Genomic DNA, 22,422 nt, shown 5'->3' on the forward strand with positions numbered 1-22,422 from the left:
GGTTAATCTGACCCAACGGTCCGAGCGGCCGAAGGGGGAGGCGGCGCGATGAGCCGAGTCGTCGGCGTCAGGCGGAGTGCCTCCGCGTTGGCCGCCATCGCAGCGCTCGCCGTCGGCACGGCGCTCGCCGCCTGCACCGGCCCCTCTCCCGAGCCGTCGCCGACCGAGACCAGGACGCCCACCCAACGGCCGACGCCGAGCGCGAGCGCCCCGGCCGTCGCGGCCATCCCGTGGCAGCCGTCCGGTCAGACCACGGTTCTCGAAGACCGGTCTCGACGCCCCCTGGTCGGTCGTGCCGCTGCCGAGCGGTTCGGCTCTGATCAGCGAGCGCGACAGCGGAACGATCCTCGAACGTCTTCCGCAGGGCGGGATGCGCACCGTCGGCACCGTGCCGGGCGTCGTGCAGTCCGGGGAGGGCGGCCTGCTCGGTCTCGCCGTGGAGAAGGCGTCGGCCCCTGCCTACCTCTACGCCTACGAGACGACCTCGGTCGACAACCGCGTCGTCAGGATGCCGCTGACCGGCGTGCCGGGCAGTTACGCGATCGGCGACCCGGAGAACGTCGTCACCGGCATCCCGAAGGCGTCGAACCACGACGGCGGCCGCCTCGCCTTCGGCCCGGACGGGATGCTCTACATCACCGCCGGCGACGCCTCGGACACCGCCAACGCACAGAACCTCGCCTCCCTCGGCGGCAAGATCCTGCGCGTGACGCCGGAGGGCGGCGTCCCCGGAGACAACCCCTTCCCCGGCTCACCGGTCTGGTCGTACGGGCACCGCAACCCGCAGGGCATCGCCTGGGACGCGCACGGCACGATGTGGGCCAGCGAGTTCGGCCAGAACACCTGGGACGAGCTCAACATCATCACGCCGGGGTCGAACTACGGCTGGCCGGCCGTGGAGGGCATCGGCCATGACCCGAAGTACACGGATCCCGTCCACCAGTGGCCGACCGATCAGGCGAGCCCGAGCGGGCTCGCGATCGTCGGAGACACACTGTTTCTGGCCGGGCTCGGCGGCGAGCGGCTCTGGACGATCTGGTCGACGGCCGGCCACGCCCCGGTGACCGTCGCGCCGTTCTTCGACGGCGACTTCGGCCGGATCCGGGATGCGGTGGTCCAGGGCGACACGCTGTGGCTGCTCACCAACAACACCGACGGCCGGGGAACCCCGCGCTCCGGCGACGACAAGCTGGTGCAGGTCGCGCTCACCCCTGCGCAATCGGCCAAGCTGCCCGGCTGAACCATCAGTCGGGCTAGTCTGGGAGGGTCACACGACCTGGAGCAGAACCCTGAGCATCATCCTCGGCTACGACCCGACCACCTTGCGCGAGCGCGTCGACCTGCGAGCGGCGGGCTTGCGGCTCGACGAACTCGGCGGCCTGCGCAGCCTGAGCGCCCTCAACGAGAAGACCGTGCTGCTCCGGCTGCTCGACCGGCTCGACGAGGCGATGCAGGTCGGCAACGAGGCCGTGCGCCAGGCCAGGTTCACGGGAGACAGAGAACAGCTCGTCGGCGCGCGCGTCCGCCGGGCGCAGGTTCTGCAGTTCCAGGGCAAGCTCGACGAGGCGATCACCGAGCTCACCGGATGCGTCGACGAGGCCCACTCGCGCGAGTGGACGGCACTCGAAGCCTTCGCCACCCAGAATCGCGGCAAGGCATACTTCGACGCCGCCGACTACGACAATGCGCTCGCCGACCTGACCGCCGCCGTCTTCCTCCGGGAGAAGCTGGGGGCGTCGCCGAGCGACATCGAGAGCTCGCTGATCGCGGTCGCCGTCGTCAAGTCGTTCGCCGACGCCAACCGCGGCGCGAAAGACGAGGCGGCGGCAGCGGCGTCGGAGCGACGCGGCCCTGATGCGGCCAACCGTGCGCCGGAGCCGCCGGCCGACGACGCGTCCTGAGCGGCGCATCCAATGCGGTGGTCGACGGCCCCGTGCGGTCTGATCGCCCTCGACCGACGGCGGAACGCGCGTAGGATTCTGGCATGAGTCGTCCGGTCGTCGAGCGCATCCACCCCCCGGTGGGCGCTGATGGCTGATCTCGAACGCGTCAGACGCTGGGCGAACGCGCTGATCGCCCTGCATCTCGATCCCTCGGTGTGGTCGTTCGATTTCGACAACGCGAAGACCAGGGCAGGGCTCTGCAACTACACGGCCAAGCGCATCACGGTGTCCCGTTACCTCGCCGCCCGCTACGACGACGACGAGATCCACCAGATCCTGCTTCACGAGGTCGCTCACGCGCTCGCCGGGTCGCGCGCCGGTCACGGCCCGCGCTGGCGGTCCACCGCGATCGAGCTCGGCTACGAAGGCAAACGGCTCCACGGCGGGGCGATCGCCGACGACCTCGCTCCCTGGGTGGGCACCTGCCCGCGCGGGCACACGCACTACCGCTACCGCAAACCGGCCAGGGCGCTCGCCTGCGGCGCGTGCTCGCGCCGGTTCGACGCGGCCAATCTCATCTCGTGGCAGCACCGCGAGGTCTCGCAGGCTCAGCGGCGCATGGCGGCCTCGGCCGCGAGCGAGCAGGGGATGACCGGCCGAGCCTGAGCGGCACGACGCCCGGCGACGTCAGCCGGCGACGTCAGCCGGCGACGGACCCGAGCCGCGCATCCAGACCGGCGCGCACCTCCGGCCACTCGTCGCGCAGGATGGAGTAGACCGCGGTGTCCCGCCAGGTGCCGTCCGCGCGCAGCTGGACGTGCCGCAGGATGCCTTCCGGCTTCGCCCCCAGACGCTGAATGGCGGCGCGCGAGCGCGTGTTGAGGACGTCTGCCTGCAGCTTGATGCGCTCGAAGCCGTTGTCGAACGCCGTCCCGAGCAGCAGACGCTTGGTCTCGGCGTTGACGCGTGTGCCCCAGACCTCCGGCGCGTATGCCGTCCAGCCGATATGCGCCGACCCGTTCACCAGGTCGAAGTCGCCGAGCGTCGTGGTGCCGACCACGCGGTCGCCTTCTTCGCGCAGGCAGACGACGGTCACGTTGCCCGTGCCCCACTGCAGGTAGGTCATCATGAACGCGTGCCATTCGTCGTAGGTGTCGCGGTACGCCGCTGGTCCGCCTCCCAGCCGCCGGCGAAGACCTCGGGGTGTCCGATCGCGTCGAAGAGGTCGGGCAGATCTTCGCGGGTGAGCGCGCGCAGCCGCACGACGCTGCCGTCGATGATGTGGGTCGGGTCGGGTCGCGTCGCGGACATCCGCTCAGTATCGCATCCGGATCGGGTGGTCCCGAATTGCCGTGCGCCCACATGCGCACGCGGCGATTCGGGACCACTCGATGCCTGGAATCCGGGTGCGCGGTAACCGACTATATTGGTTACATGGCGATCGACGCGATAGTGAGCAAGGGCACCGGGCAGTGGATGGATTCGGCCGACGGTCAGCACTGGTGGTTCGACTCAGGGTCGCTCGCGCTCGACTTCTCCTACACCGGCGGTCTCGACCGCGATGGCGGCGAATGGCAGACAGTCCATAATGCCAAAGAACTGAACGACTGGCTGACCGACCGCTTTCCGGAGGTCGCGCCGACCGTCGGCGACCGCGAGTACCGGGATGCGTCCGGCCTCGGCTCCGCGATCGGACGCCTGGCCAGACTGCAGAGCCAGGGTGAGGCGCTCCGCCCGGACGACGTCGACGTCGTCAACCTCTTCGCAGCCACCCCGGACATCCCTCCGGTGCTCGCCGGGGGAGGGCGCCAGGCCGGTCGCACCAACGCCCGCCCGCACCAGGCGCTCGCCACCATCGCACGGGATGCGGTCCGCCTGTTCTCCGCGGAGGCCGACGGCCGCATCCGCGAGTGCTCCGCCGACGACTGCGATCTCGTCTACCTCGACACCTCCCGCTCCGGAAACCGCCGCTGGTGCTCCATGCAGCGCTGCGGCAACCGCTCCAAGGTCCGCGCCCACCGCGCCCGCGCCGCCGCCACCCCCGCATCCACCCCGGCCCCCTGATCATCGAGTCCGGGCGACGCGGGGCGGGACGGGTCAGGCGGCGATGACGGACTCCTCCTCGGCGGGTGTGACGAGGCGCTGCTCGTCGGCGAGGCGACGGCGGCGCGCGCTCCAGAGGTGGGTCACGGCGATCAGCGCGATACCCGCCACGGCCCACAGGGCGAGGCGCAGCCCGTCGAAGCCGAACGGCTGGCCGGGGAAGTAGGTCAGGGCCTTCGCCGCGTCCAGCCAGGCTGCGCCGTTCCAGAAGGTGTTGAGGCCTGCGAAGAGCGCCGGAGACAGCGAGGCGGCGAAGATCCCGCCCGAGCTGGTGAAGTTGAGCATCACGAACAGCATGGTGAGCACCGGCGTCGTCCACTTGCCGAGCACCGGATGCAGTCCGATGCCGATCGTGACGATGCCGAACACGTACAGCGCGCCGAGCAGCCAGATGCTCCACTCATTGCCGGAGAGGACGCCGTACACCGGCCCGGCCACAACCACGCCGATCCCGGCGACCACGAGGGCTACGCCGGCGGCGATCCCGATCCGCCACCCCATCCCGAGTTTGGCGGTCACCGCGGCGACGGCGATCGCGCTGGCGTACGAGCCGACGCTGAGCGCGACGAGGAGGAAGAAGAGCCCCTGCCCGGTGCCGTCTTTCACGGCGGCCGGGCGGACGTCGTCGATGGTGACGGGCAGGTGCTGCTGGTACGCGATGGGCAGGAACAGCTTCGTCGCCGCCTCCGCCGTGGTCGCCGAGGCGGCCGTCGACACGATGATCGTGGCGTGCGTCGCGTCCGTCTGGTAGGCCGCAGCGAGCTCCTGACGCTCGACCTTCGCGCGCGCCGTCGCCGCATCGGCGACTGTCGTCACGTCGAGTTGTGCGGCAGCCTTGTCGTTGAGGGTCTGGGCGAACACCTCGGACGATGGCCCCGTGCCGACGATGGCGACGGGGAGGTCGTGCGGTTCCGGCTGGTGGAACGCGCCGAGGTAGGCCAGCGCCATGCCGCCGGCGAGGAACAGCGGGATGAGCAGGTGCGACCCGAGCGCCTTCCAGAAGGCGGCCGGCGGCCAGGCGGAGCGGCGGGGCGTGGGGACGGGCATGGGGGAGATGCGGTGGGTGGACATGCGGGGGCTGTCTCGTTTCAGGTGGGAGCGGAAGATACATAGTTGCGCTATGCAACACCTATTGTTGCATAGTGCAACCGATAGGCTGAAACGATGAGCGCACACCAGGACCAGCCCGCCGCGCGCGATGACGTCATCGCACGCATCGGCTCCGAGCTGACCACCGTCGCCCGTCGCGGCACTGCCAGGGTCCGCCGCCAGAACGAGGCCCTCTCCTTCGTCGACCAGTCGCTCCTGTCGTACATCGGGGCCAACCCCGGCTGCCGCGCCGTCGACATCGCGGCGCACTTCCAGCTGAACCGGTCCACTGTCTCCCGCCAGCTCGGCACGCTCGCCGAATTCGGGCTCGTCAGCGCCACCGAACTGGATGCGGCCCGCGGCCAGGCCCTCGGCCTCACCGAAGCAGGTGTCGCGGCCCTGCACGATGCCGCGACCGCTCTGCAGGCAGCGCTCACCGCGCGCCTGTCCACCTGGTCGGCGGACGAGCTGGGGGCCTTCGCCGCCATGCTGTCCCGCTTCAACGACGAACAGGACGCGTGACGCGCACGGCGGAGAGCCGACACAATGGAGGGGTGGAACGTTCGATCGACCTCAACAGCGACCTCGGCGAGTCGTTCGGCGCGTGGACCATGGGCGACGACGCCGCGATGCTGCGGCTGGTGTCGAGCGCGAACGTCGCGTGCGGCTTCCACGCGGGCGACGCCTCCACGATGCTCGCCACCTGCCGGCTCGCCGCCGAGAACGGCGTCGCGGTCGGTGCGCACGTCTCGTACCGCGATCTGGCCGGCTTCGGCCGCCGCAGAATGGATGTTCCGCCCGACACGCTGCACGACGAGGTGCTCTACCAGCTCGCCGCGCTGAGCGGCATGGCGCGCGTCGCTGGCACGGCCGTCTCGTACGTGAAGCCGCACGGCGCCCTGTACAACCGCATCGTCACCGACCGCGAGCAGGCGGAGGCGGTCGCCAGCGCGGTCGCGGCGTTCGACCGAGGGCTGCCCCTGCTCGGTCTCGCCGGTTCCGCCATCGCCGACGCCGCTCAGGATGCCGGCCTCCGCTTCGTGAACGAGGCCTTCGTCGACCGCGGCTACTTGCCGGACGGCTCGCTCGTACCGCGCACCAGCCCCGGCGCCGTGCTGTCCGGCGACGCTGTCATCGCCCAGCGCGCCGTGCGGATGGCGCTCGACGGCCGCGTCCTCGCCGTGGACGGCACCGACCTCCCGGTCACGGTCGACTCGCTCTGCGTGCACGGAGACACCCCCGGCGCCGTCGCCATGGCCGCTGCGGTCCGCTCCGCGCTCGCCGACGCGGGGGTGCGCGTGGAGGCGTGGCGGTGACCGCCCGCATCCTCCCGAACGGAGACAGGGCGCTCCTCGCCGAGGTCGACGACCTGGACGCGGTGCTCGCCCTCTACCGCGCCCTGGAACACACCCGCCCGGCGGGAGTGGTCGACCTCGTCCCGGCCGCACGCACCATCGGCGTCTCCGTCGACACTTCCGTCCTCCCGCTCAGCGTGGCCACGGCCTGGTTGGCGCACGCCGAACCCGAGCCGCCGAGCGCCGATGCGCAGCGCACGGTCACGGTGCCTGTCCGCTACGACGGCGACGACCTGGCCGAGGTGGCGACGCTGCTCGGGATGCGGCCGGCCGAGGTCGTGAAGCTGCACACCGCATCCCCCTGGCGGGTCGCGTTCTGCGGGTTCGCGCCGGGCTTCGGCTACCTGGTCACCGACCACGACCGCCTCGCCGTGCCGCGGCGCGCGACCCCGCGCACCGCCGTCCCCGCCGGAGCGGTCGGCCTCGCGGGCGCCTTCAGCGGCGTCTACCCGCGGTCGAGCCCGGGCGGCTGGCAGCTGATCGGGCGCACGAGCGCGACGATCTGGGATGCGGCGGCCGACACCCCTGCGCTCCTCGCGCCCGGCAACGTGGTGCGGTTCGTGGAGGAGTCGTGAGCGTCGTCATCCACGATCCTGGACCGCTCGCGGTCGTCCAGGATCGTGGACGACCCGGTTTCGCGCACCTCGGCGTCAGCCCGTCCGGTGCGCTCGACCGGGCGGCGCTCGCCCTCGGCAACCGCCTGCTCGGCAACGACAGTGGATGCGCGGGGCTCGAACTCCTCTTCGGCGGGTTCGCCGCGCGGTTCGACACCCCCGCCTGGTTCGCCGTGACCGGAGCAGCGGGCCCGATCACCCTCGACGACCGGCCCGTCGACCCGCACCGTGCGCAGCACGCGGACGCAGGCGCGATCCTCCGCATCGCCCCGCCCTCGGTCGGAGCGCGCAGCTATCTCACCGTGCGCGGCGGGTTCACCGCCGAGCGGGTGCTCGGGTCGCGCTCGTCCGACCTGCTCTCCGGACTCGGCCCCGCACCGCTGCTGGCCGGCGACGTGCTGGCGTTCGGCGCGCATCCGGAGCTGGAGGTGCCGCTGCTCGACTTCGTGCCGGTCGCCGAGCCCGAACCCGGTGTCGTGGAAGTGCGCGCGCATCCGGGGCCGCGCGCCGACTGGTTCACGGCGGCGGCACTCGACGCGTTCTACACGGTGGAGTGGACGGTCAGCGCGTCCAGCAACCGGGTCGGGGCGAGGCTCGAGCCGCCGCGCAGGCCGGCGCACGCCGTGGGCGTCGATCCGCGTTCCGCGCCGCTGCTCGAACGCGCGAACGAGGCGGAGCTGCCGAGCGAGCCGATGGTCGCCGGTTCCGTGCAGGTGTCCCCGGACGGCAGGCCGACCGTGCTGCTGGCCGACCATCCTGTCACCGGGGGATACCCGGTGATCGCCGTGGTGGCGGAGGTGTCACTGGACGCGTTCGCCCAGCTGCGGCCGGGTCAGGCTGTCACCTTCCGGCACGCCTGAGCGTGCTCAGTCTCGCCGGTTCCCGGTCTGGAAGATGCTGCGCGCTGGCGGCGGGGACGGGACGCTGGTCGCGTCCGTGACGATCGGCGCTTTGCCTGCGAACGTCTTCAGTTCTGCACCGGCCACGGCCTTCGCCGGGTGGGGGCCGCTCGCGAGCAGCCGCGGCAGCCAGTCGAGCGGCAGCGACGCGTTCGACCCGACCAGGACGACGTTGCCGAACCTCCGCCCCTTGAGCACCTGCGTCTCCGCCAGCGCCGCCACGTTCTGCACCACGGAGCCGAGCGTCGCGACCTGGCTGCGCGCGAACGCCAGCGGCGGCCCGTCCGCGACGTTGACGAGCACGATCCCGTCCGGAGCCAGCAGCGAAACTGCCGAGCGGTAGAACTCCACGCTCGTGACGTGCGCGGGCGTCCGCGCACCGCTGAAAATGTCGATGACGAGCAGGTCGACGGATCCGCGCAGCCCGGCCGGCAGCTTCCCGACCACCTCGCGGGCGTCTCCGTGCCGGATGCGCACCTGCGCGTAGCGGGGGAGCGGCAGGTTCTCGCGCACCAGATCCACGAGGTCGCTCTCCAGCTCCACCACCTGCTGGCGAGAACCGGGCCGGGTGTACGCGACGTAGCGCGGCAGCGTCAGCGCGCCGGCGCCGAGGTGCACGGCCGTGATCGGCTGACCAGGGTCGCCGATCAGGTCGATGACGTTCCCCATCCGCTGCACGTACTCGAAGAACAGCTGGGACGGGTCGTCGAGGTTGACGTGCGACTGCGGCGTCCCGTCGACGACCAGCTGGTACGAGCCAGGCACGAACCGGTCCGGCTCGATGGTGGCCAGATAGCCGCTCTCCTTGAGGACGACGGACGGGTTCACTGGCACGGCCTCCACCCTAGTCCGGCCGGGTGGACGCGGGATCTCCACCCGCATCTCCACCCCTGGGCTGTGCCGGATGCGCGCCGCCCGCTGCACGCTGGAACAGTGCCGGAACCGCCCGGCGCCGCACGGACACGAAAGGCCCGCCATGACGCTCCAGACGCTCGGGAACGCTCTCCTCATCATCATCGCGATCGGCTGGATCGGCATCAGGCAGATGGCCTGGCGGCCCGTGTCCATCGGCCGGATGTGGCGGATGCCCGCGATCCTCGGCATCGTCGGGCTCGTCCTGATCGTGCAGACCACGAAACCGGCCGCGCTGACCGCCCTCGACATCGGCGTGCTCGTCGTCGAGCTGGTGATCTCGCTCGGTATCGGAGCCTGGATGGGCGCCATCGGCCACTTCCGCGCCCTGTCGGAGCCCATCGAGGTCCGCGGCCGCGACCGCACCGAGCTCGCGACCTACGAGTCGCGCACGGGCGCGTGGGGCCTCGCGCTCTGGGTGCTGGTGATCGTGGTGCGCGTCGGCATCGACGTGCTCGCCGGAATGGCCGGATCGCACCTCGCCGCCTCCACCGGGGTCATCCTGCTGATGCTCGCGGCCAACCGTGCGGCCCGCACGGCGGTCTTCGCCAGCAGGCTCGGCCGCCACGCTGCGGTGACGGTGTGAGCCAGACAGGCCCCGTTCGCAGCATGATGGGATCGTGAACTCGTCCCCACGGCAGAGCCCCCTGGTCTTCGCGCTCAATCTGTTCGGAGCGCTCGCCATCGGCTTCTCGCTGCTCGCCTCGCATCTGGGGGAGCGACCGACCTGGGTGATCGTCGTGGCGCTGGTGTCCGTCGCCGCCTGGATCGCCCGCGCTGCCTTCGCCTACGCCGGGGTGCGCAGGGCCGAGCCGATCGTCCTGGCGATCACCGCCCTGAGCGGAGGACTCGTCGCCGCACCCACCGACGGGCTCTCCGTCGTCCCCGCAGCCATCGCGATCCTCGCCGCGGTCGCAGCTCCCCGCATCCCGGTGCTGGCGGGCTACGGACTGGCGGCCGTGACGCTGGCGCTCGTCGCGATCGGCGCCGTGCCGTTCGGGATCGACCCCGCCGCGGTCCTTGCGATGATGGGCGGCGTCGTGCTCGCGGTCTTCGCCGGTCTCAGCAGGCGGCAGTTCCGCCAGGCGGAGGAGCAGGCGATCCTGCTGCAGCAGCGCGACCTCGAAATGAGGGAGGAGGCGGCCAGGGTCGCCGTCGCTCGCGACCTGCACGACGTGCTCGCCCACAGCCTCGGCGGCCTGGTCATCCAGCTCGACGCCGTCGAGGCGCTGCTCGAAGCGGGGGAGACGGACGCGGCGTCCACCAGAGTCGCGGATGCGCGGGCGCTCGCCGCGAGCGGTCTGAGCGAGGCCAGGCGCGCGGTCGCCGCCCTGCGCGATCCGGACGGCGGCGAAACAGCCCGGAGCGGCGCATCCGGGATGGTCGACACCGCCGCGTTCACGGCGACCGTCGACGACTTGATCGCCGTGCATAGGTCGCTCGGCGGCGTGGTCGACCTGACGGTGCGCGGAGAAGCTGTCGCCCTCACCACCGCGCAGGCCGCGGCACTGCAACGGGCGCTGCAGGAGTCCCTCAGCAATGCGCGGAAGCACGCGCGCGGAGAGCCGGTGCGGGCGGAGCTCGACTGGCAGACTGAGCGCGTGCGACTCACCGTCTCCAACCCGCTCGCCGACGATGCCGCGCTCGCGGCACCAGCGCTCGCCGCAACAGGGGGAGGCCACGGTCTCGCCGGGATGCGCGAACGCTTCGCAGCACTCCCGGTCGGCGGAGCGGCCACGTCAGGTGCCGTCGGCGACCGGTTCACGGTGACGGCCGAGGCGAGGCTCTCATGACGCCGGCGGACACCCGGGCCGGCACGGAAGCGACCCAGCCGGCTATCCGGGTCGTCGTCGCCGACGACCAGGCGATCATCCGGGATGGGCTGGTCACCGTGCTCGGCCTGCTCCCCGACGTCGAGGTGGTCGGGGCGGCGGAGGACGGGGAGCGTGCCGTCGCGCTCGCCGTGGCCGAGCATCCGGATGTCGTGCTGATGGATCTGCGGATGCCCGTGCTCGACGGCGTCGGGGCCACCGAGCGGATCGTGCGCGAGGCGCCGGGCACGGCGATCCTCGTGCTCACGACGTACGCGGACGACGAGTCGATCCTCGGCGCCCTCCGCGCCGGGGCGCGCGGCTACCTCACCAAAGACGCGGGCCGCGCCGAACTCGCCGCCGCCGTGCGCGCCGTGGCCAGCGGCCAGTCGACCTTCGCGCCGGAGGTCGGCGCGCTGCTGGTCAGCACCCTGACCGGAGCAGGTGCGACCCCGGCGACGGCTGCGGTTCCTGCGCAGGAGTCGTCGCTCGCCGCCCGGTTCCCGTCGCTCACCCGCCGCGAGGTGGACGTGCTCGCTCTCGTCGCCGACGGTCTCAGCAACGGCGAGATCGCCTCCGCTCTGTTCGTCAGCGTCGCCACGGTGAAGACCCACATCAACGCGATCTTCGCCAAGCTCGCCGTGCGAGACCGCGCCCAGGCGATCGCCCTCGTCCGCTCCTGATTTCAGGAGGAGGATGGGCCGCATGACACAACGAGTGCTCGTCACCGGCGGCTCCGGGTTCGTCGGTGCGAACTGCGTCCTGCAGGCTCTGCAGGCCGGATACGACGTCCGCGCGACCATCCGCACCCCTGGCCGTGCCGCCGACGTCCGCTCCCAGCTGGTCGCGGGCGGCTTGGAGGACGCGGGAGGCGACCGGCTCACCTTCGCCGTCGCCGACCTCGTCTCGGATATCGGCTGGGACGACGCGGTGGCAGGGTGCGACCTCGTGCTGCACGTCGCCTCCCCGTTCCCCTCCACGCAGCCGAAGGACGAGAACGACCTGATCGTGCCCGCCCGCGACGGCGCGCTCCGGGTGCTGCGGGCCGCACGGGATGCGGGGGTCGCCAGGGTCGTGCTCACCTCCTCGTTCGCGGCGATCGGCTACGGCCATCCGCCGACCGACCGCCCGTTCACCGAGGAGGACTGGACCGACCTCGACAGCGGAATCCCGGTGAGCGCGTACCCGAAGTCGAAAACGCTGGCCGAGCGCGCCGCGTGGGACTTCATCGCCAGAGAGGGAGGAGCGATGCAGCTGGCGACGGTCAACCCCGTCGGCATCCTCGGCCCGGTGCTCGGCCACGACTACTCCAGCTCCGTGCAGCTGATCAAGGCCGTCCGGGATGCTCGGCTCCCTCGCCTGCCCCGTGTCAGTTTCGGCATCGTCGACGTCCGCGACGTCGCGGCTCTGCACCTGCTCGCCCTGACCAGGCCGGAGGCGGCCGGGCAGCGCTTCCTCGCCATCTCGGGGGATGTGATGAGCGCGCAGGAGGTCGCCCTGCTCATCCGGGGTCATCTGGGCGAAGCGGGCGCGCGGATCACGACCAAGACGATGCCGGACGGCGTGCTGAAGGCGCTCGCGCCGTTCAGCAGAGCGGTGCGCGGGTCGCTGCCGGACCTCGGCGCGGTGCGACGGGCGTCCTCTGCGAAGGCCGAGAGGGTTCTCGGGTGGTCTCCGCGGTCACGCGAGGAGGCGATTCTCGCCACAGTCGACTCGCTTCCGACGGGCTGAATCCGCGTCTTTCCGCGGAAATAACGGAGGGTCGTCGCGGGTTATACCGCAAGGATGCGCGTCGGGTCAAGAAAAGAGTGGACACGGCGCGCCCATTTGACATATAGTTGTCTTTTGCGCTCCCAGACAAACATCTGCCTTCATATTGCGGTCGGCCTTGCTTATCTTCCGTGCGCGCCTGGGCCTGATTCACAGGTCAGATGGGCGCCAGCACGATCCCCTGGGAGTTCTCGTCCATACAGTACACACACTGACAGACAGTAACTGAGGCCCGACGGGGCCCACGGAGGTTATTTCCTTGGCTGCTGCGCGCAACGCAACCAACACTGACAAGACACCCAAGAACGGACGAAACGCATCTCGTCTCTCGTTCGCCAAGATCACTGACACCCTCACCGTTCCCGATCTGCTCGCACTGCAGACCGAGAGCTTCGACTGGCTGGTCGGCAACGACGCGTGGAAGACGCGCGTCGCCGAAGCACAGGAGCAGGGGCGCCAGGATCTGCCGAGCAACACCGGGCTCGAGGAGATCTTCGAAGAGATCTCTCCGATCGAAGACCTCGGTGAGACGATGCAGCTCTCCTTCACCAACCCCTTCCTCGAAGAGAAGAAGTACTCGATCGACGAGTGCAAGGAGAAGGGCAAGACCTACTCCGCTCCGCTCTACGTCGAAGCCGAGTTCATGAATCACCTCACCGGTGAGATCAAGACGCAGACCGTCTTCATGGGCGATTTCCCCCTGATGACCGAAAAGGGCACCTTCGTCATCAACGGCACCGAGCGTGTCGTCGTGTCGCAGCTCGTCCGCAGCCCGGGCGTCTACTTCGAGCGCACGCCGGAGAAGACGTCCGACAAGGACATCTACTCGGCACGCGTCATCCCGAGCCGTGGAGCATGGCTCGAGTTCGAGATCGACAAGCGCGACCAGGTCGGCGTTCGCATCGACCGCAAGCGCAAGCAGTCCGTCACCGTGTTCCTCAAGGCGCTCGGTCTGACCTCCGAGGAGATCCTCTCGGAGTTCGCCGGCTACCAGTCGATCGAGCTGACCCTCGAGAAGGACGCCATCCTCACCAAGGAGGAGGCGCTCAAGGACATCTACCGCAAGCTGCGTCCGGGCGAGCAGGTCGCTGCCGAGGCCGCGCGTGCGCTCCTCGACAACTTCTACTTCAACTCGAAGCGCTACGACCTCGCCAAGGTCGGTCGTTACAAGATCAACCGCAAGCTCGGTCTCGACGCCCCGCTGAGCGACTCCGTGCTGACCGTCCAGGACATCCTGGCCACGATCAAGTACCTCGTCGCCCTGCACGACGGCCGCACGACCTTCAACGGCATCCGCAACGGCGAGCCGGTCGAGATCCGTCTCGACGTCGACGACATCGACCACTTCGGCAACCGTCGCATCCGCGCCGTCGGCGAGCTCATCCAGAACCAGGTCCGCACCGGCCTGTCCCGCATGGAGCGCGTCGTCCGCGAGCGCATGACCACGCAGGACATCGAGGCGATCACGCCGCAGACCCTGATCAACGTGCGCCCCGTCGTCGCCGCGATCAAGGAGTTCTTCGGAACGTCGCAGCTGTCGCAGTTCATGGACCAGAACAACCCGCTCGCGGGTCTGACCCACAAGCGCCGCCTCTCGGCCCTCGGCCCGGGTGGTCTGAGCCGTGAGCGCGCCGGTGTCGAGGTCCGTGACGTCCACCCGTCGCACTATGGCCGCATGTGCCCGATCGAGACCCCGGAAGGCCCGAACATCGGCCTGATCGGTTCGCTCGCGTCGTTCGCGCGGATCAACTCGTTCGGCTTCATCGAGACGCCGTACCGCAAGGTCATCGGCGGCAAGGTCACCGAGCAGATCGACTACCTCACGGCGAGCGAGGAGGACGACTACATCGTCGCCCAGGCCAACGCTCCGCTGACCGCCGACAGCCACTTCGCAGAAGACCGCGTCCTGGCACGTCAGAAGGGTGGAGAGGTCGACCTGATCCCGGCCGACGAGATCGGCTACATGGATGTCTCGCCGCGCCAGATGGTGTCGGTCGCGACCTCGCTCATCCCGTTCCTCGAGCACGACGACGCGAACCGCGCGCTCATGGGCGCCAACATGCAGCGTCAGGCTGTTCCGCTGGTGCGCTCGGAGAGCCCGCTGGTCGGAACCGGTATGGAGGGCTACGCGGCGATCGACGCCGGAGACGTCCTCATCAACGACAAGGCCGGCGTTGTGACGGAGGTGTCGGCTGAGGCCGTCACCATCCAGCTCGACGAGGGTGGGACGAAGACCTACTACCTGCGCAAGTTCGACCGCTCCAACCAGGGAACGTCGTACAACCACCGCGTGATCGTCAGCGAAGGCGACCGGATCGAAGAGGGCGAGGTCATCGCCGATGGTCCCGCCACCGAGAACGGCGAGCTCGCGCTCGGCAAGAACCTGCTCGTCGCGTTCATGCCGTGGGAGGGTCACAACTACGAGGACGCGATCATCCTCAGCCAGAACCTGGTGAAGGACGACACCCTCTCCTCGATCCACATCGAGGAGTACGAGGTCGACGCCCGCGACACCAAGCTGGGCAAGGAAGAGATCACCCGCGACCTGCCGAACGTCAGCCCGGACCTCCTGGCCGACCTCGACGAGCGTGGCATCATCCGAATCGGCGCCGAGGTCCGCCCCGGCGACATCCTGGTCGGAAAGGTCACGCCGAAGGGCGAGACCGAGCTTTCGGCCGAGGAGCGCCTGCTCCGCGCGATCTTCAACGAGAAGAGCCGCGAGGTGCGCGACACCTCGCTCAAGGTTCCCCACGGTGAAGAGGGCACGATCATCGGTGTCAAGGTCTTCGACTCGCAGGACGGCGACGACGAGCTCGGCTCTGGCGTCAACCAGCGCGTCGTGGTCTACATCGCCCAGAAGCGCAAGATCACCGCTGGTGACAAGCTCGCCGGCCGTCACGGCAACAAGGGTGTCATCTCCAAGATCCTGCCGGTGGAGGACATGCCGTTCCTCGCGGACGGAACCCCGGTCGACGTCATCCTCAACCCGCTGGGTGTCCCTGGACGAATGAACTTCGGTCAGGTCCTCGAGATCCACCTCGGCTGGATCGCCAAGAACGGCTGGGAGGTCAAGGGCAAGCCGAAGTGGGCTGCAGAGCTCCCGACGGCCGCTTTCTCCGCCGCTCCGAACACCAAGGTCGCGACCCCGGTGTTCGACGGCGCCAAGGAGGAGGAGATCGCCGGTCTGCTCGACTCGACCACCGTCACCCGTGACGGCGACCGCCTCATCGGAAGCTCGGGCAAGACCCAGCTGTTCGACGGCCGCTCCGGCGAGCCGTACCCGGACCCGGTGTCTGTCGGATACATGTACATCCTGAAGCTGCACCACCTGGTCGACGACAAGATCCACGCGCGTTCGACCGGTCCGTACTCGATGATCACCCAGCAGCCGCTCGGTGGTAAGGCGCAGTTCGGTGGGCAGCGTTTCGGTGAGATGGAGGTGTGGGCGCTCGAGGCATACGGTGCCGCGTACGCCCTGCAGGAGCTCCTGACCATCAAGTCGGATGACATCATCGGCCGCGTCAAGGTCTACGAGGCCATCGTCAAGGGTGAGAACATCCAGGAGCCGGGCATCCCGGAGTCCTTCAAGGTCCTCATCAAGGAAATGCAGTCGCTCTGCCTGAACGTCGAGGTCCTCTCGGCCGATGGCCAGCAGGTCAGCCTGCGCGACGCAGACGACGAAGCGTTCCGCGCTGCGGAAGAGCTCGGCATCAACATTTCCTCGCGCTTCGAGTCGTCGTCGATCGACGAAATCTAAGCCGCCAGACCTCACTGACACACTTTTTCCAGGAAAGAAGGAAAATTGATCGACGCAACCACGTTCGATGAACTGCGTATCGGCCTGGCCACCGCTGACGACATCCGTCGTTGGTCATACGGCGAGGTCAAGAAGCCCGAGACCATCAACTACCGCACGCTGAAGCCTGAGAAGGACGGCCTCTTCGGAGAGCAGATCTTCGGGCCGAGCCGTGACTGGGAGTGCTCCTGCGGCAAGTACAAGCGGGTGCGATTCAAGGGCATCGTCTGCGAGCGCTGCGGCGTGGAGGTCACCAAGTCCTCCGTCCGCCGCGAGCGCATGGGACACATCGAGCTCGCCGCTCCCGTGACCCACATCTGGTACTTCAAGGGTGTTCCGTCGCGTCTCGGCTACCTGCTGGACATGGCGCCGAAGGACCTCGAGAAGGTCATCTACTTCGCCGCATACATGGTGATCGAGGTCGACGAAGACGGCCGCCACGCCGACATGCCAGGCCTTGAGAACGAGCTCCGGCTCGAGATCAAGACTCTGTCCGATCAGCGCGACAGCCGGATCGCCGACCGCCTCCAGCGTCTCGAGACCGATCTCGCCGCGCTTGAAGAAGAAGGCGCCAAGGCCGACCAGAAGCGTCGCGTCAAGGACACGGCCGAGAAGGAAATGGGCCAGATCCGCAAGTCCTACGACGAGGACATCGCCCGTCTGGAGCGCGTGTGGGAGTCCTTCCGCACCCTCAAGGTCGGCGACCTCAAGCCGGAGGACGCGGACTTCAACGAGCTCGTCGACCGCTTCGGGCTGTACTTCGAGGCGTACATGGGCGCTGAGGCGATCAAGCGCCGCCTGCTCGCGTTCGACCTGGCCGCTGAAGCCGAGCTGCTCCGCGACCAGATCGCGAACGGCAAGGGACAGAAGAAGATCCGCGCGATCAAGCGTCTGCGCGTCGTCTCCTCGTTCCTCGCCACCGGCAACTCGCCGGCAGCGATGGTCCTGGACGTCGTCCCGGTCATCCCGCCGGAGCTGCGCCCGATGGTCCAGCTCGACGGTGGCCGCTTCGCGACCTCCGACCTGAACGACCTGTACCGCCGCGTGATCAACCGCAACAACCGTCTGCGCCGCCTGCTCGACCTCGGGGCTCCCGAGATCATCGTGAACAACGAGAAGCGCATGCTGCAGGAGGCCGTCGACGCACTGTTCGACAACGGTCGTCGTGGACGCCCCGTCACGGGTACCGGCAACCGCGCCCTCAAGTCCCTCAGCGACATGCTGAAGGGCAAGCAGGGTCGTTTCCGCCAGAACCTGCTCGGAAAGCGCGTCGACTACTCCGGCCGTTCGGTCATCATCGTCGGCCCGCAGCTCAAGCTGCACCAGTGCGGTCTGCCCAAGCAGATGGCTCTGGAGCTGTTCAAGCCGTTCGTGATCAAGCGCCTGATCGACCTGAGCCACGCTCAGAACATCAAGGCGGCCAAGCGCATGGTCGAGCGTTCGCGTCCGCAGGTCTGGGACGTGCTCGAGGAGATCATCCGCGAGCGCCCCGTGCTGCTGAACCGTGCACCAACCCTGCACCGTCTCGGCATCCAGGCGTTCGAGCCTCAGCTCGTCGAGGGCAAGGCCATCCAGCTGCACCCGCTCGTGTGTGCCGCGTTCAACGCGGACTTCGACGGCGACCAGATGGCTGTCCACCTCCCGCTCTCCGTCGAGGCCCAGGCCGAGGCCCGCATCCTGATGCTGGCGTCGAACAACATCCTGAAGCCGTCCGATGGACGCCCGGTCACCCTGCCTTCGCAGGACATGATCATCGGTCTGCACCACCTCACCACCGTTCGCGAGGGTGGGGAAGGTGAAGGCCGCGCGTTCTCGTCGGTCTCCGAGGCGATCCTCGCCAAGGACCAGGGTTCGCTGCACCTCAACTCCATGGTCAAGATCCGCCTGGAGGACTACGTTCCTTCCGACGCGCCCGAGACCGGAACAGAGGGTGTCACGGCCATCGTCGAGACGACCCTCGGCCGCGCCCTCTTCAACGAGGCGCTGCCGGCGGACTACCCGTTCGTCGACGAGGTCGCTGACAAGACGGTCATCTCCGCCATCGTCAACGCTCTCGCGGAGCGTTACCCGAAGGTGGAGGTCGCTGCAGCTCTGGACCGCATCAAGGACGCCGGTTTCTACTGGGCCACCCGGTCCGGTGTGACGGTGTCGCTGAGCGACATCCTGACGCCGCCGAACAAGCCGCAGATCGTTGCCGGCTACGAGAAGAAGGCCGCCAAGGTCACTGCCGAGTTCGAGAAGGGTCTCACGACCGACCTCGAGCGTCGTCAGGAACTGGTGAAGATCTGGACCGAAGCGACCAACGAGGTCGCCGAGGCCATGCGCGCCAACTTCCCGGCAGACAACACCATCAACCGGATGGTCACCTCCGGTGCTCGTGGTAACTGGCTGCAGGTCCGCAACATCGCCGGTATGCGTGGTCTGGTGAACAACCCGAAGGGTGAGATCATCCCCCGTCCGATCATTTCCTCGTACCGCGAGGGTCTGTCGGTGGCGGAGTACTTCATCGCGACGCACGGTGCCCGCAAGGGTCTGGCCGACACGGCCCTCCGTACCGCCGACTCGGGCTACCTGACGCGTCGTCTCGTCGACGTCTCGCAGGATGTCATCATCCGTGAGGACGACTGCGGTACGACCAAGGGTCTCGACCTGCCGATCGCCGAGGCCGGCGCCGACGGCGTGCTGGTGCGCGACTCGAACGTGGAGAACTCCGTGTTCGCCCGGTCGCTCGCCGCCGACGCTGTCGCACCGGACGGCACCGTTGTGGCCAAGGCTCGTGAGGACGTCGGAGACATCCTCATCGACAAGCTGGTCGCCGCCGGTGTCACCGACATCAAGGTGCGCTCCGTGCTCACCTGCGAGTCGGCCGTCGGTGTGTGTGCTGCCTGCTACGGCCGTTCGCTCGCGACCGGCAAGCTCGTGGACATCGGTGAGGCCGTCGGCATCATCGCGGCCCAGTCGATCGGTGAGCCGGGAACCCAGCTCACCATGCGTACCTTCCACACCGGTGGTTCCGCTTCCGCTGACGACATCACGCAGGGTCTTCCCCGCGTGCAGGAGCTGTTCGAGGCTCGCACCCCCAAGGGCGCGTCCCCGATCGCCGAGGCAGCCGGACGCATCACCATCGAGGACACGGACCGCAGCCGCAAGGTGATCCTGACCCCGGACAACGGCGACGAGCCGCACGTCTACCCGGTGCTCAAGCGTTCGACCCTCCTCGTCGAGGACGGTCAGCACGTCGAGCTCGGAACGCAGATCATCATCGGCGCCGTCGACCCGAAGGAAGTTCTTCGCGTCAAAGGTGTCCGTGAGGTGCAGAAGCACCTCGTCGGTGGTGTGCAGGGCGTCTACCGGTCGCAGGGTGTGCCGATTCACGACAAGCACATCGAGGTCATCGTCCGCCAGATGCTGCGCAAGGTCACCGTCGTCGAGCACGGCGACACCGACCTGCTGCCCGGCGAGCTGGTCGACCGCTCGAAGTACAACGAGGTCAACCGCGCCACTCTCACCGAGGGCAAGAAGACCGCGTCGGCTCGCCAGGAGGTCATGGGTATCACCAAGGCATCCCTCGCGACCGAGTCGTGGCTGTCGGCCGCGTCCTTCCAGGAGACCACCCGCGTTCTGACGCAGGCGGCCATGGAGGGCAAGTCCGACCCGCTGATCGGCCTCAAGGAGAACGTCATCATCGGAAAGCTGATCCCGGCCGGTACCGGCCTGGCTCGCTACCGCAACGTGACGGTCGAGGCCACCGAAGAGGCGAAGGCGGAGCGGTACCCCAACCGCATCTTCGCCGACGACTCGGCCTTCAGCGAGAACGACCTGAGCTTCGTCGACTTCGACAGCTTCAGCTCGGACGACTACACCCCGGGAACGTACAACTAAGCGATTCCGTACGACGGACGGCCCCCGGTGCTTCGGCACCGGGGGCCTTCCTCGTTGTGCCTGGATCTGCGGTGGACTGCCGACGACTCCGGATGCGCGACAATGGAAGCATGTGGCGTCACCTCCTCGAATACACGGACTCGACCGGCCGCGCGATGGTCGGTGTCGCCGTGGCGCTGCTGGTGGTCGCTGTCGGCAGCTTCCTGGTAGGCATCGTCCAGGCCACGACCGGTCATGCGGCGAGCACGCTTCCGTTCTGGATCACGACGATGGGCTCCGCCGTCATCGCGGGCGTCCTCGTCTACCTGGCCTCGCGGCGCGCCGACATCCGCCGCCGCTGACGCCGCGCGCACCCGCTGCGCACCCGCTGACGCCGACGCGATCCGTCCCGTAAGTGCGCTCCGCGCCCGCTCGGCTCGTGCCAAAAGTGCGGTCCAGGCGCGCCGCACCGCACTTTTCGCACGAGAACGCGCGGTGACCCCTGTGCGCGTGGCACTCGGATGCGGGAGTGGTGGGGGATGTATGCGTGCGAATAGTGTGACATCGCTTCACCCGAAGAAGTGATATTGCAGTACCGCCGCATCTGCCGAGACCCCCGACCCGCCCCGGCATCATCCTTGCGAGGAGGCTCCCGTGGCGTCGATGACGGAAATCCTGATCCTGCACGGCCACTTGCCGATCGAGTATCTCGACACAGTGACCAGCGAACCCACAGCCGACGAGGCCGCCGTGCGCGACCTGCTGGCACGCGGCGCGATCAACGCCGTGCAACTGGCGCGCGCCCGCGCCGCCCAGACCGGGCTCCCGTTCGTGGAGCTCGCCGACTACCCCGTCGACCGCACAGCCGTGTCGCTGGTGCCCGGTGCGATCTGCCGCCGCCACTCGGTGCTGCCCATCGGCTCGGCCGACGGCACCGTGATCCTGGCGATGGCCGACCCCGGCAACGTGTTCGCGATCGACGACGTGCGCGCCGCCGCCCGGATGAACGTGGCCCCGGCCGTCGCCGAGCTCGGCGAGCTGCTCACCGCCATCGACCGGTACATCCGCGCCGACGACGAGCTGAGCGACCTGACCACCACGCTCGAGGAGGAGTCGGCCACCCCGGACGACTCCAGTCTCACCATCGCGGAGTCGAGCGACGACGACGCCCCCATCGTCCGCTTCGTGAACCTGCTGGTCAGCCAGGCCATCCAGGATCACGCCTCCGACATCCACATCGAGCCCGCCGAGCATGACGTGCGCGTCCGCTACCGCATCGACGGCGTGCTGCACGCCATGCAGAGCGCCCCCAAGAGCATCCAGAACGGTGTCATCTCGCGACTCAAGATCATGAGCGACATCGACATCGCCGAGCGACGCAAACCGCAGGACGGCCGCATGTCGGTCGTGCACGGAGGCCGCCAGATCGACCTCCGCGTCGCAACGCTGCCGACGGTGTGGGGCGAGAAGGTCGTCATGCGCATCCTGGACAACACGAACACCGGGATGACGCTCCGCGACCTGAACCTGCTGGAGCGCAACTTCGAGACCTACCGCACCTCGTACTCCAAGCCGTACGGGATGATCCTGGTCACCGGCCCGACCGGCTCCGGCAAGTCGACGACGCTCTACACGACCCTCAACGCGGTCGCGCGGCCCGAGATCAACGTCATCACGGTCGAGGACCCTGTCGAGTACCGGATGGCGGGCATCAACCAGGTGCAGGTGAACCCCAAGGCCGGCTTGACGTTCGCGAGCGCGCTCCGCAGCATCCTGCGCAGCGACCCGGATGTGGTGCTGCTCGGCGAGATCCGCGACCACGAGACGGCGCAGATCGCCATCGAGGCGTCGCTGACCGGCCACCTCGTGCTCTCCACCCTGCACACGAACGACGCCCCGAGCGCCGTCACCCGGCTCACAGAGATGGACATCGAGCCGTTCCTCGTCGGCTCCGCCCTCGACTGCGTCGTCGCCCAGCGCCTCGCGCGCCGGCTCTGCGACCGCTGCAAGCAGCCGGCGACGTATTCGGCAGCCGACCTGCACCGTCTCCGCTTCCCCGTCTCCGGCGACGACGAGCAGCCGGTGGTGTTCGTGCCCGTCGGCTGCCCGACCTGTTCGAACACCGGATACCGCGGCCGCATCGCCGTGCACGAGGTGATGGCGGTGAGCGAGGAGATCGAGCGCCTCGCCGTCGGCCGCGCCTCCAGTGCGGAGATCGGCAGGGCGGCGAGGGAGCAAGGGATGCTCACGCTGCGTGAAGACGGCTGGGAGAAGGCCAAACTCGGCCTGACCTCGGTGGAAGAGATCCTGCGAGTGGTGGCCTAGGAGG

The 22,422-nt window shown here is 68.9% G+C and carries 21 protein-coding genes; 16 read left to right on the forward strand and 5 right to left on the reverse strand.

Annotation, left to right across the window (positions count from 1 at the left end; all coding sequences use genetic code 11):
• Positions 1-2 precede the first annotated feature (2 nt).
• Positions 3-227 carry a hypothetical protein gene (locus AC37TH_RS08355; RefSeq protein WP_490763907.1) on the reverse strand — a complete coding sequence of 75 codons (225 nt, stop codon included), beginning with the start codon at positions 225-227 and terminating at the stop codon, positions 3-5.
• 65 nt (positions 228-292) lie between these two features.
• Here AC37TH_RS08355 and AC37TH_RS08360 point away from each other — a divergent pair, with 65 nt between their 5' ends.
• From AC37TH_RS08360 to AC37TH_RS08370, 3 genes are all read left to right on the forward strand, one after another.
• Positions 293-1,240, forward strand: a complete 948-nt coding sequence (locus tag AC37TH_RS08360; RefSeq protein WP_490763908.1) for a PQQ-dependent sugar dehydrogenase — start codon at positions 293-295, stop codon at positions 1,238-1,240.
• 82 nt (positions 1,241-1,322) lie between these two features.
• Entirely contained in the window at positions 1,323-1,901 is a 579-nt protein-coding gene (locus tag AC37TH_RS08365; RefSeq protein WP_490763909.1) for a hypothetical protein, read from the forward strand.
• A 129-nt stretch (positions 1,902-2,030) separates the two neighbouring features.
• Complete coding sequence (locus AC37TH_RS08370) at positions 2,031-2,549, forward strand: SprT-like domain-containing protein (protein ID WP_490763910.1); 519 nt, start codon at positions 2,031-2,033, stop codon at positions 2,547-2,549.
• A gap of 34 nt (positions 2,550-2,583) precedes the next feature.
• Here AC37TH_RS08370 and AC37TH_RS08375 read toward each other — a convergent pair whose 3' ends face one another.
• Positions 2,584-3,012: a GNAT family N-acetyltransferase gene (locus AC37TH_RS08375; RefSeq protein ID WP_490763911.1), complete on the reverse strand. Its 429-nt coding sequence runs from the start codon at positions 3,010-3,012 to the stop codon at positions 2,584-2,586.
• Positions 3,009-3,194, reverse strand: a complete 186-nt coding sequence (locus AC37TH_RS08380) for a hypothetical protein (protein ID WP_490763912.1) — start codon at positions 3,192-3,194, stop codon at positions 3,009-3,011. Before AC37TH_RS08380 ends, AC37TH_RS08375 begins: the two co-directional genes overlap by 4 nt.
• Before the next feature lie 123 nt (positions 3,195-3,317).
• Here AC37TH_RS08380 and AC37TH_RS08385 point away from each other — a divergent pair, with 123 nt between their 5' ends.
• Positions 3,318-3,947: a CGNR zinc finger domain-containing protein gene (locus AC37TH_RS08385; protein ID WP_490763913.1), complete on the forward strand. Its 630-nt coding sequence runs from the start codon at positions 3,318-3,320 to the stop codon at positions 3,945-3,947.
• A gap of 33 nt (positions 3,948-3,980) precedes the next feature.
• On the opposite strand, the gene AC37TH_RS08390 is transcribed toward AC37TH_RS08385, so the two are convergent.
• Positions 3,981-5,057, reverse strand: a complete 1,077-nt coding sequence (locus AC37TH_RS08390) for a hypothetical protein (RefSeq protein WP_490763914.1) — start codon at positions 5,055-5,057, stop codon at positions 3,981-3,983.
• Between the two features lie 93 nt (positions 5,058-5,150).
• On the opposite strand from AC37TH_RS08390, the gene AC37TH_RS08395 reads away from it, so the two are divergent.
• From AC37TH_RS08395 to AC37TH_RS08410, 4 genes are read left to right on the forward strand one after another with little or no spacing between them, the layout of a single operon-like run.
• Complete coding sequence (locus tag AC37TH_RS08395) at positions 5,151-5,597, forward strand: MarR family winged helix-turn-helix transcriptional regulator (RefSeq protein ID WP_490763915.1); 447 nt, start codon at positions 5,151-5,153, stop codon at positions 5,595-5,597.
• A gap of 44 nt (positions 5,598-5,641) precedes the next feature.
• On the forward strand, positions 5,642-6,391 hold the full coding sequence (locus tag AC37TH_RS08400; RefSeq protein ID WP_490765089.1) for a LamB/YcsF family protein: 750 nt from the start codon (positions 5,642-5,644) through the stop codon (positions 6,389-6,391).
• On the forward strand, positions 6,388-7,005 hold the full coding sequence (pxpB, locus tag AC37TH_RS08405) for a 5-oxoprolinase subunit PxpB (RefSeq protein ID WP_490763916.1): 618 nt from the start codon (positions 6,388-6,390) through the stop codon (positions 7,003-7,005). Before AC37TH_RS08400 ends, pxpB begins: the two co-directional genes overlap by 4 nt.
• Positions 7,002-7,904, forward strand: a complete 903-nt coding sequence (locus tag AC37TH_RS08410; protein ID WP_490763917.1) for a 5-oxoprolinase subunit C family protein — start codon at positions 7,002-7,004, stop codon at positions 7,902-7,904. The genes pxpB and AC37TH_RS08410 overlap by 4 nt, the downstream gene beginning before the upstream one ends.
• Positions 7,905-7,910: 6 nt before the next feature.
• Here AC37TH_RS08410 and AC37TH_RS08415 read toward each other — a convergent pair whose 3' ends face one another.
• The gene (locus AC37TH_RS08415; RefSeq protein ID WP_490763918.1) at positions 7,911-8,777 is read right to left on the reverse strand and encodes a spermidine synthase; all 867 of its coding nucleotides are present in this window, start codon (positions 8,775-8,777) and stop codon (positions 7,911-7,913) included.
• A gap of 142 nt (positions 8,778-8,919) precedes the next feature.
• On the opposite strand from AC37TH_RS08415, the gene AC37TH_RS08420 reads away from it, so the two are divergent.
• The 8 genes from AC37TH_RS08420 (at position 8,920) to AC37TH_RS08455 (ending at position 22,418) form a co-directional block, all read left to right on the forward strand.
• The gene (locus AC37TH_RS08420; protein WP_490763919.1) at positions 8,920-9,441 is read left to right on the forward strand and encodes a hypothetical protein; all 522 of its coding nucleotides are present in this window, start codon (positions 8,920-8,922) and stop codon (positions 9,439-9,441) included.
• A 34-nt stretch (positions 9,442-9,475) separates the two neighbouring features.
• Positions 9,476-10,648, forward strand: a complete 1,173-nt coding sequence (locus AC37TH_RS08425) for a sensor histidine kinase (protein WP_490763920.1) — start codon at positions 9,476-9,478, stop codon at positions 10,646-10,648.
• Complete coding sequence (locus AC37TH_RS08430) at positions 10,645-11,349, forward strand: response regulator transcription factor (protein WP_490763921.1); 705 nt, start codon at positions 10,645-10,647, stop codon at positions 11,347-11,349. Before AC37TH_RS08425 ends, AC37TH_RS08430 begins: the two co-directional genes overlap by 4 nt.
• A 22-nt stretch (positions 11,350-11,371) precedes the next feature.
• The gene (locus tag AC37TH_RS08435) at positions 11,372-12,397 is read left to right on the forward strand and encodes an SDR family oxidoreductase (protein ID WP_490763922.1); all 1,026 of its coding nucleotides are present in this window, start codon (positions 11,372-11,374) and stop codon (positions 12,395-12,397) included.
• Between the two features lie 298 nt (positions 12,398-12,695).
• A complete protein-coding gene (gene rpoB / locus AC37TH_RS08440) occupies positions 12,696-16,193 on the forward strand; it encodes a DNA-directed RNA polymerase subunit beta (protein ID WP_490763923.1) in 3,498 nt (1,165 codons plus the stop codon).
• Positions 16,194-16,238: 45 nt separating this feature from the next.
• Positions 16,239-20,114, forward strand: coding sequence for a DNA-directed RNA polymerase subunit beta' (rpoC, locus tag AC37TH_RS08445; RefSeq protein WP_490763924.1), 3,876 nt, complete (start codon positions 16,239-16,241; stop codon positions 20,112-20,114).
• A gap of 110 nt (positions 20,115-20,224) precedes the next feature.
• The gene (locus tag AC37TH_RS08450) at positions 20,225-20,455 is read left to right on the forward strand and encodes a hypothetical protein (RefSeq protein WP_490763925.1); all 231 of its coding nucleotides are present in this window, start codon (positions 20,225-20,227) and stop codon (positions 20,453-20,455) included.
• A gap of 292 nt (positions 20,456-20,747) precedes the next feature.
• Entirely contained in the window at positions 20,748-22,418 is a 1,671-nt protein-coding gene (locus AC37TH_RS08455) for a GspE/PulE family protein (RefSeq protein WP_490763926.1), read from the forward strand.
• The last annotated feature ends 4 nt before the right edge of the window (positions 22,419-22,422 follow it).

Source organism: Leifsonia sp. McL0627, assembly GCF_058244615.1.

Bases quoted from the DNA above. Each gene is read 5' to 3' on its own strand.
- AC37TH_RS08355 (WP_490763907.1), bottom strand. From the start codon at position 227: ATGGCCGCGACGGCCGGGGCGCTCGCGCTCGGCGTCGGCCGTTGGGTG.
- AC37TH_RS08370 (WP_490763910.1), top strand. From the start codon at position 2,031: ATGGCTGATCTCGAACGCGTCAGACGCTGGGCGAACGCGCTGATCGCC.
- AC37TH_RS08375 (WP_490763911.1), bottom strand. From the start codon at position 3,012: ATGATGACCTACCTGCAGTGGGGCACGGGCAACGTGACCGTCGTCTGC.
- AC37TH_RS08380 (WP_490763912.1), bottom strand. From the start codon at position 3,194: ATGTCCGCGACGCGACCCGACCCGACCCACATCATCGACGGCAGCGTC.
- AC37TH_RS08385 (WP_490763913.1), top strand. From the start codon at position 3,318: ATGGCGATCGACGCGATAGTGAGCAAGGGCACCGGGCAGTGGATGGAT.
- AC37TH_RS08390 (WP_490763914.1), bottom strand. From the start codon at position 5,057: ATGTCCACCCACCGCATCTCCCCCATGCCCGTCCCCACGCCCCGCCGC.
- AC37TH_RS08395 (WP_490763915.1), top strand. From the start codon at position 5,151: ATGAGCGCACACCAGGACCAGCCCGCCGCGCGCGATGACGTCATCGCA.
- AC37TH_RS08420 (WP_490763919.1), top strand. From the start codon at position 8,920: ATGACGCTCCAGACGCTCGGGAACGCTCTCCTCATCATCATCGCGATC.
- AC37TH_RS08430 (WP_490763921.1), top strand. From the start codon at position 10,645: ATGACGCCGGCGGACACCCGGGCCGGCACGGAAGCGACCCAGCCGGCT.
- AC37TH_RS08435 (WP_490763922.1), top strand. From the start codon at position 11,372: ATGACACAACGAGTGCTCGTCACCGGCGGCTCCGGGTTCGTCGGTGCG.
- AC37TH_RS08450 (WP_490763925.1), top strand. From the start codon at position 20,225: ATGTGGCGTCACCTCCTCGAATACACGGACTCGACCGGCCGCGCGATG.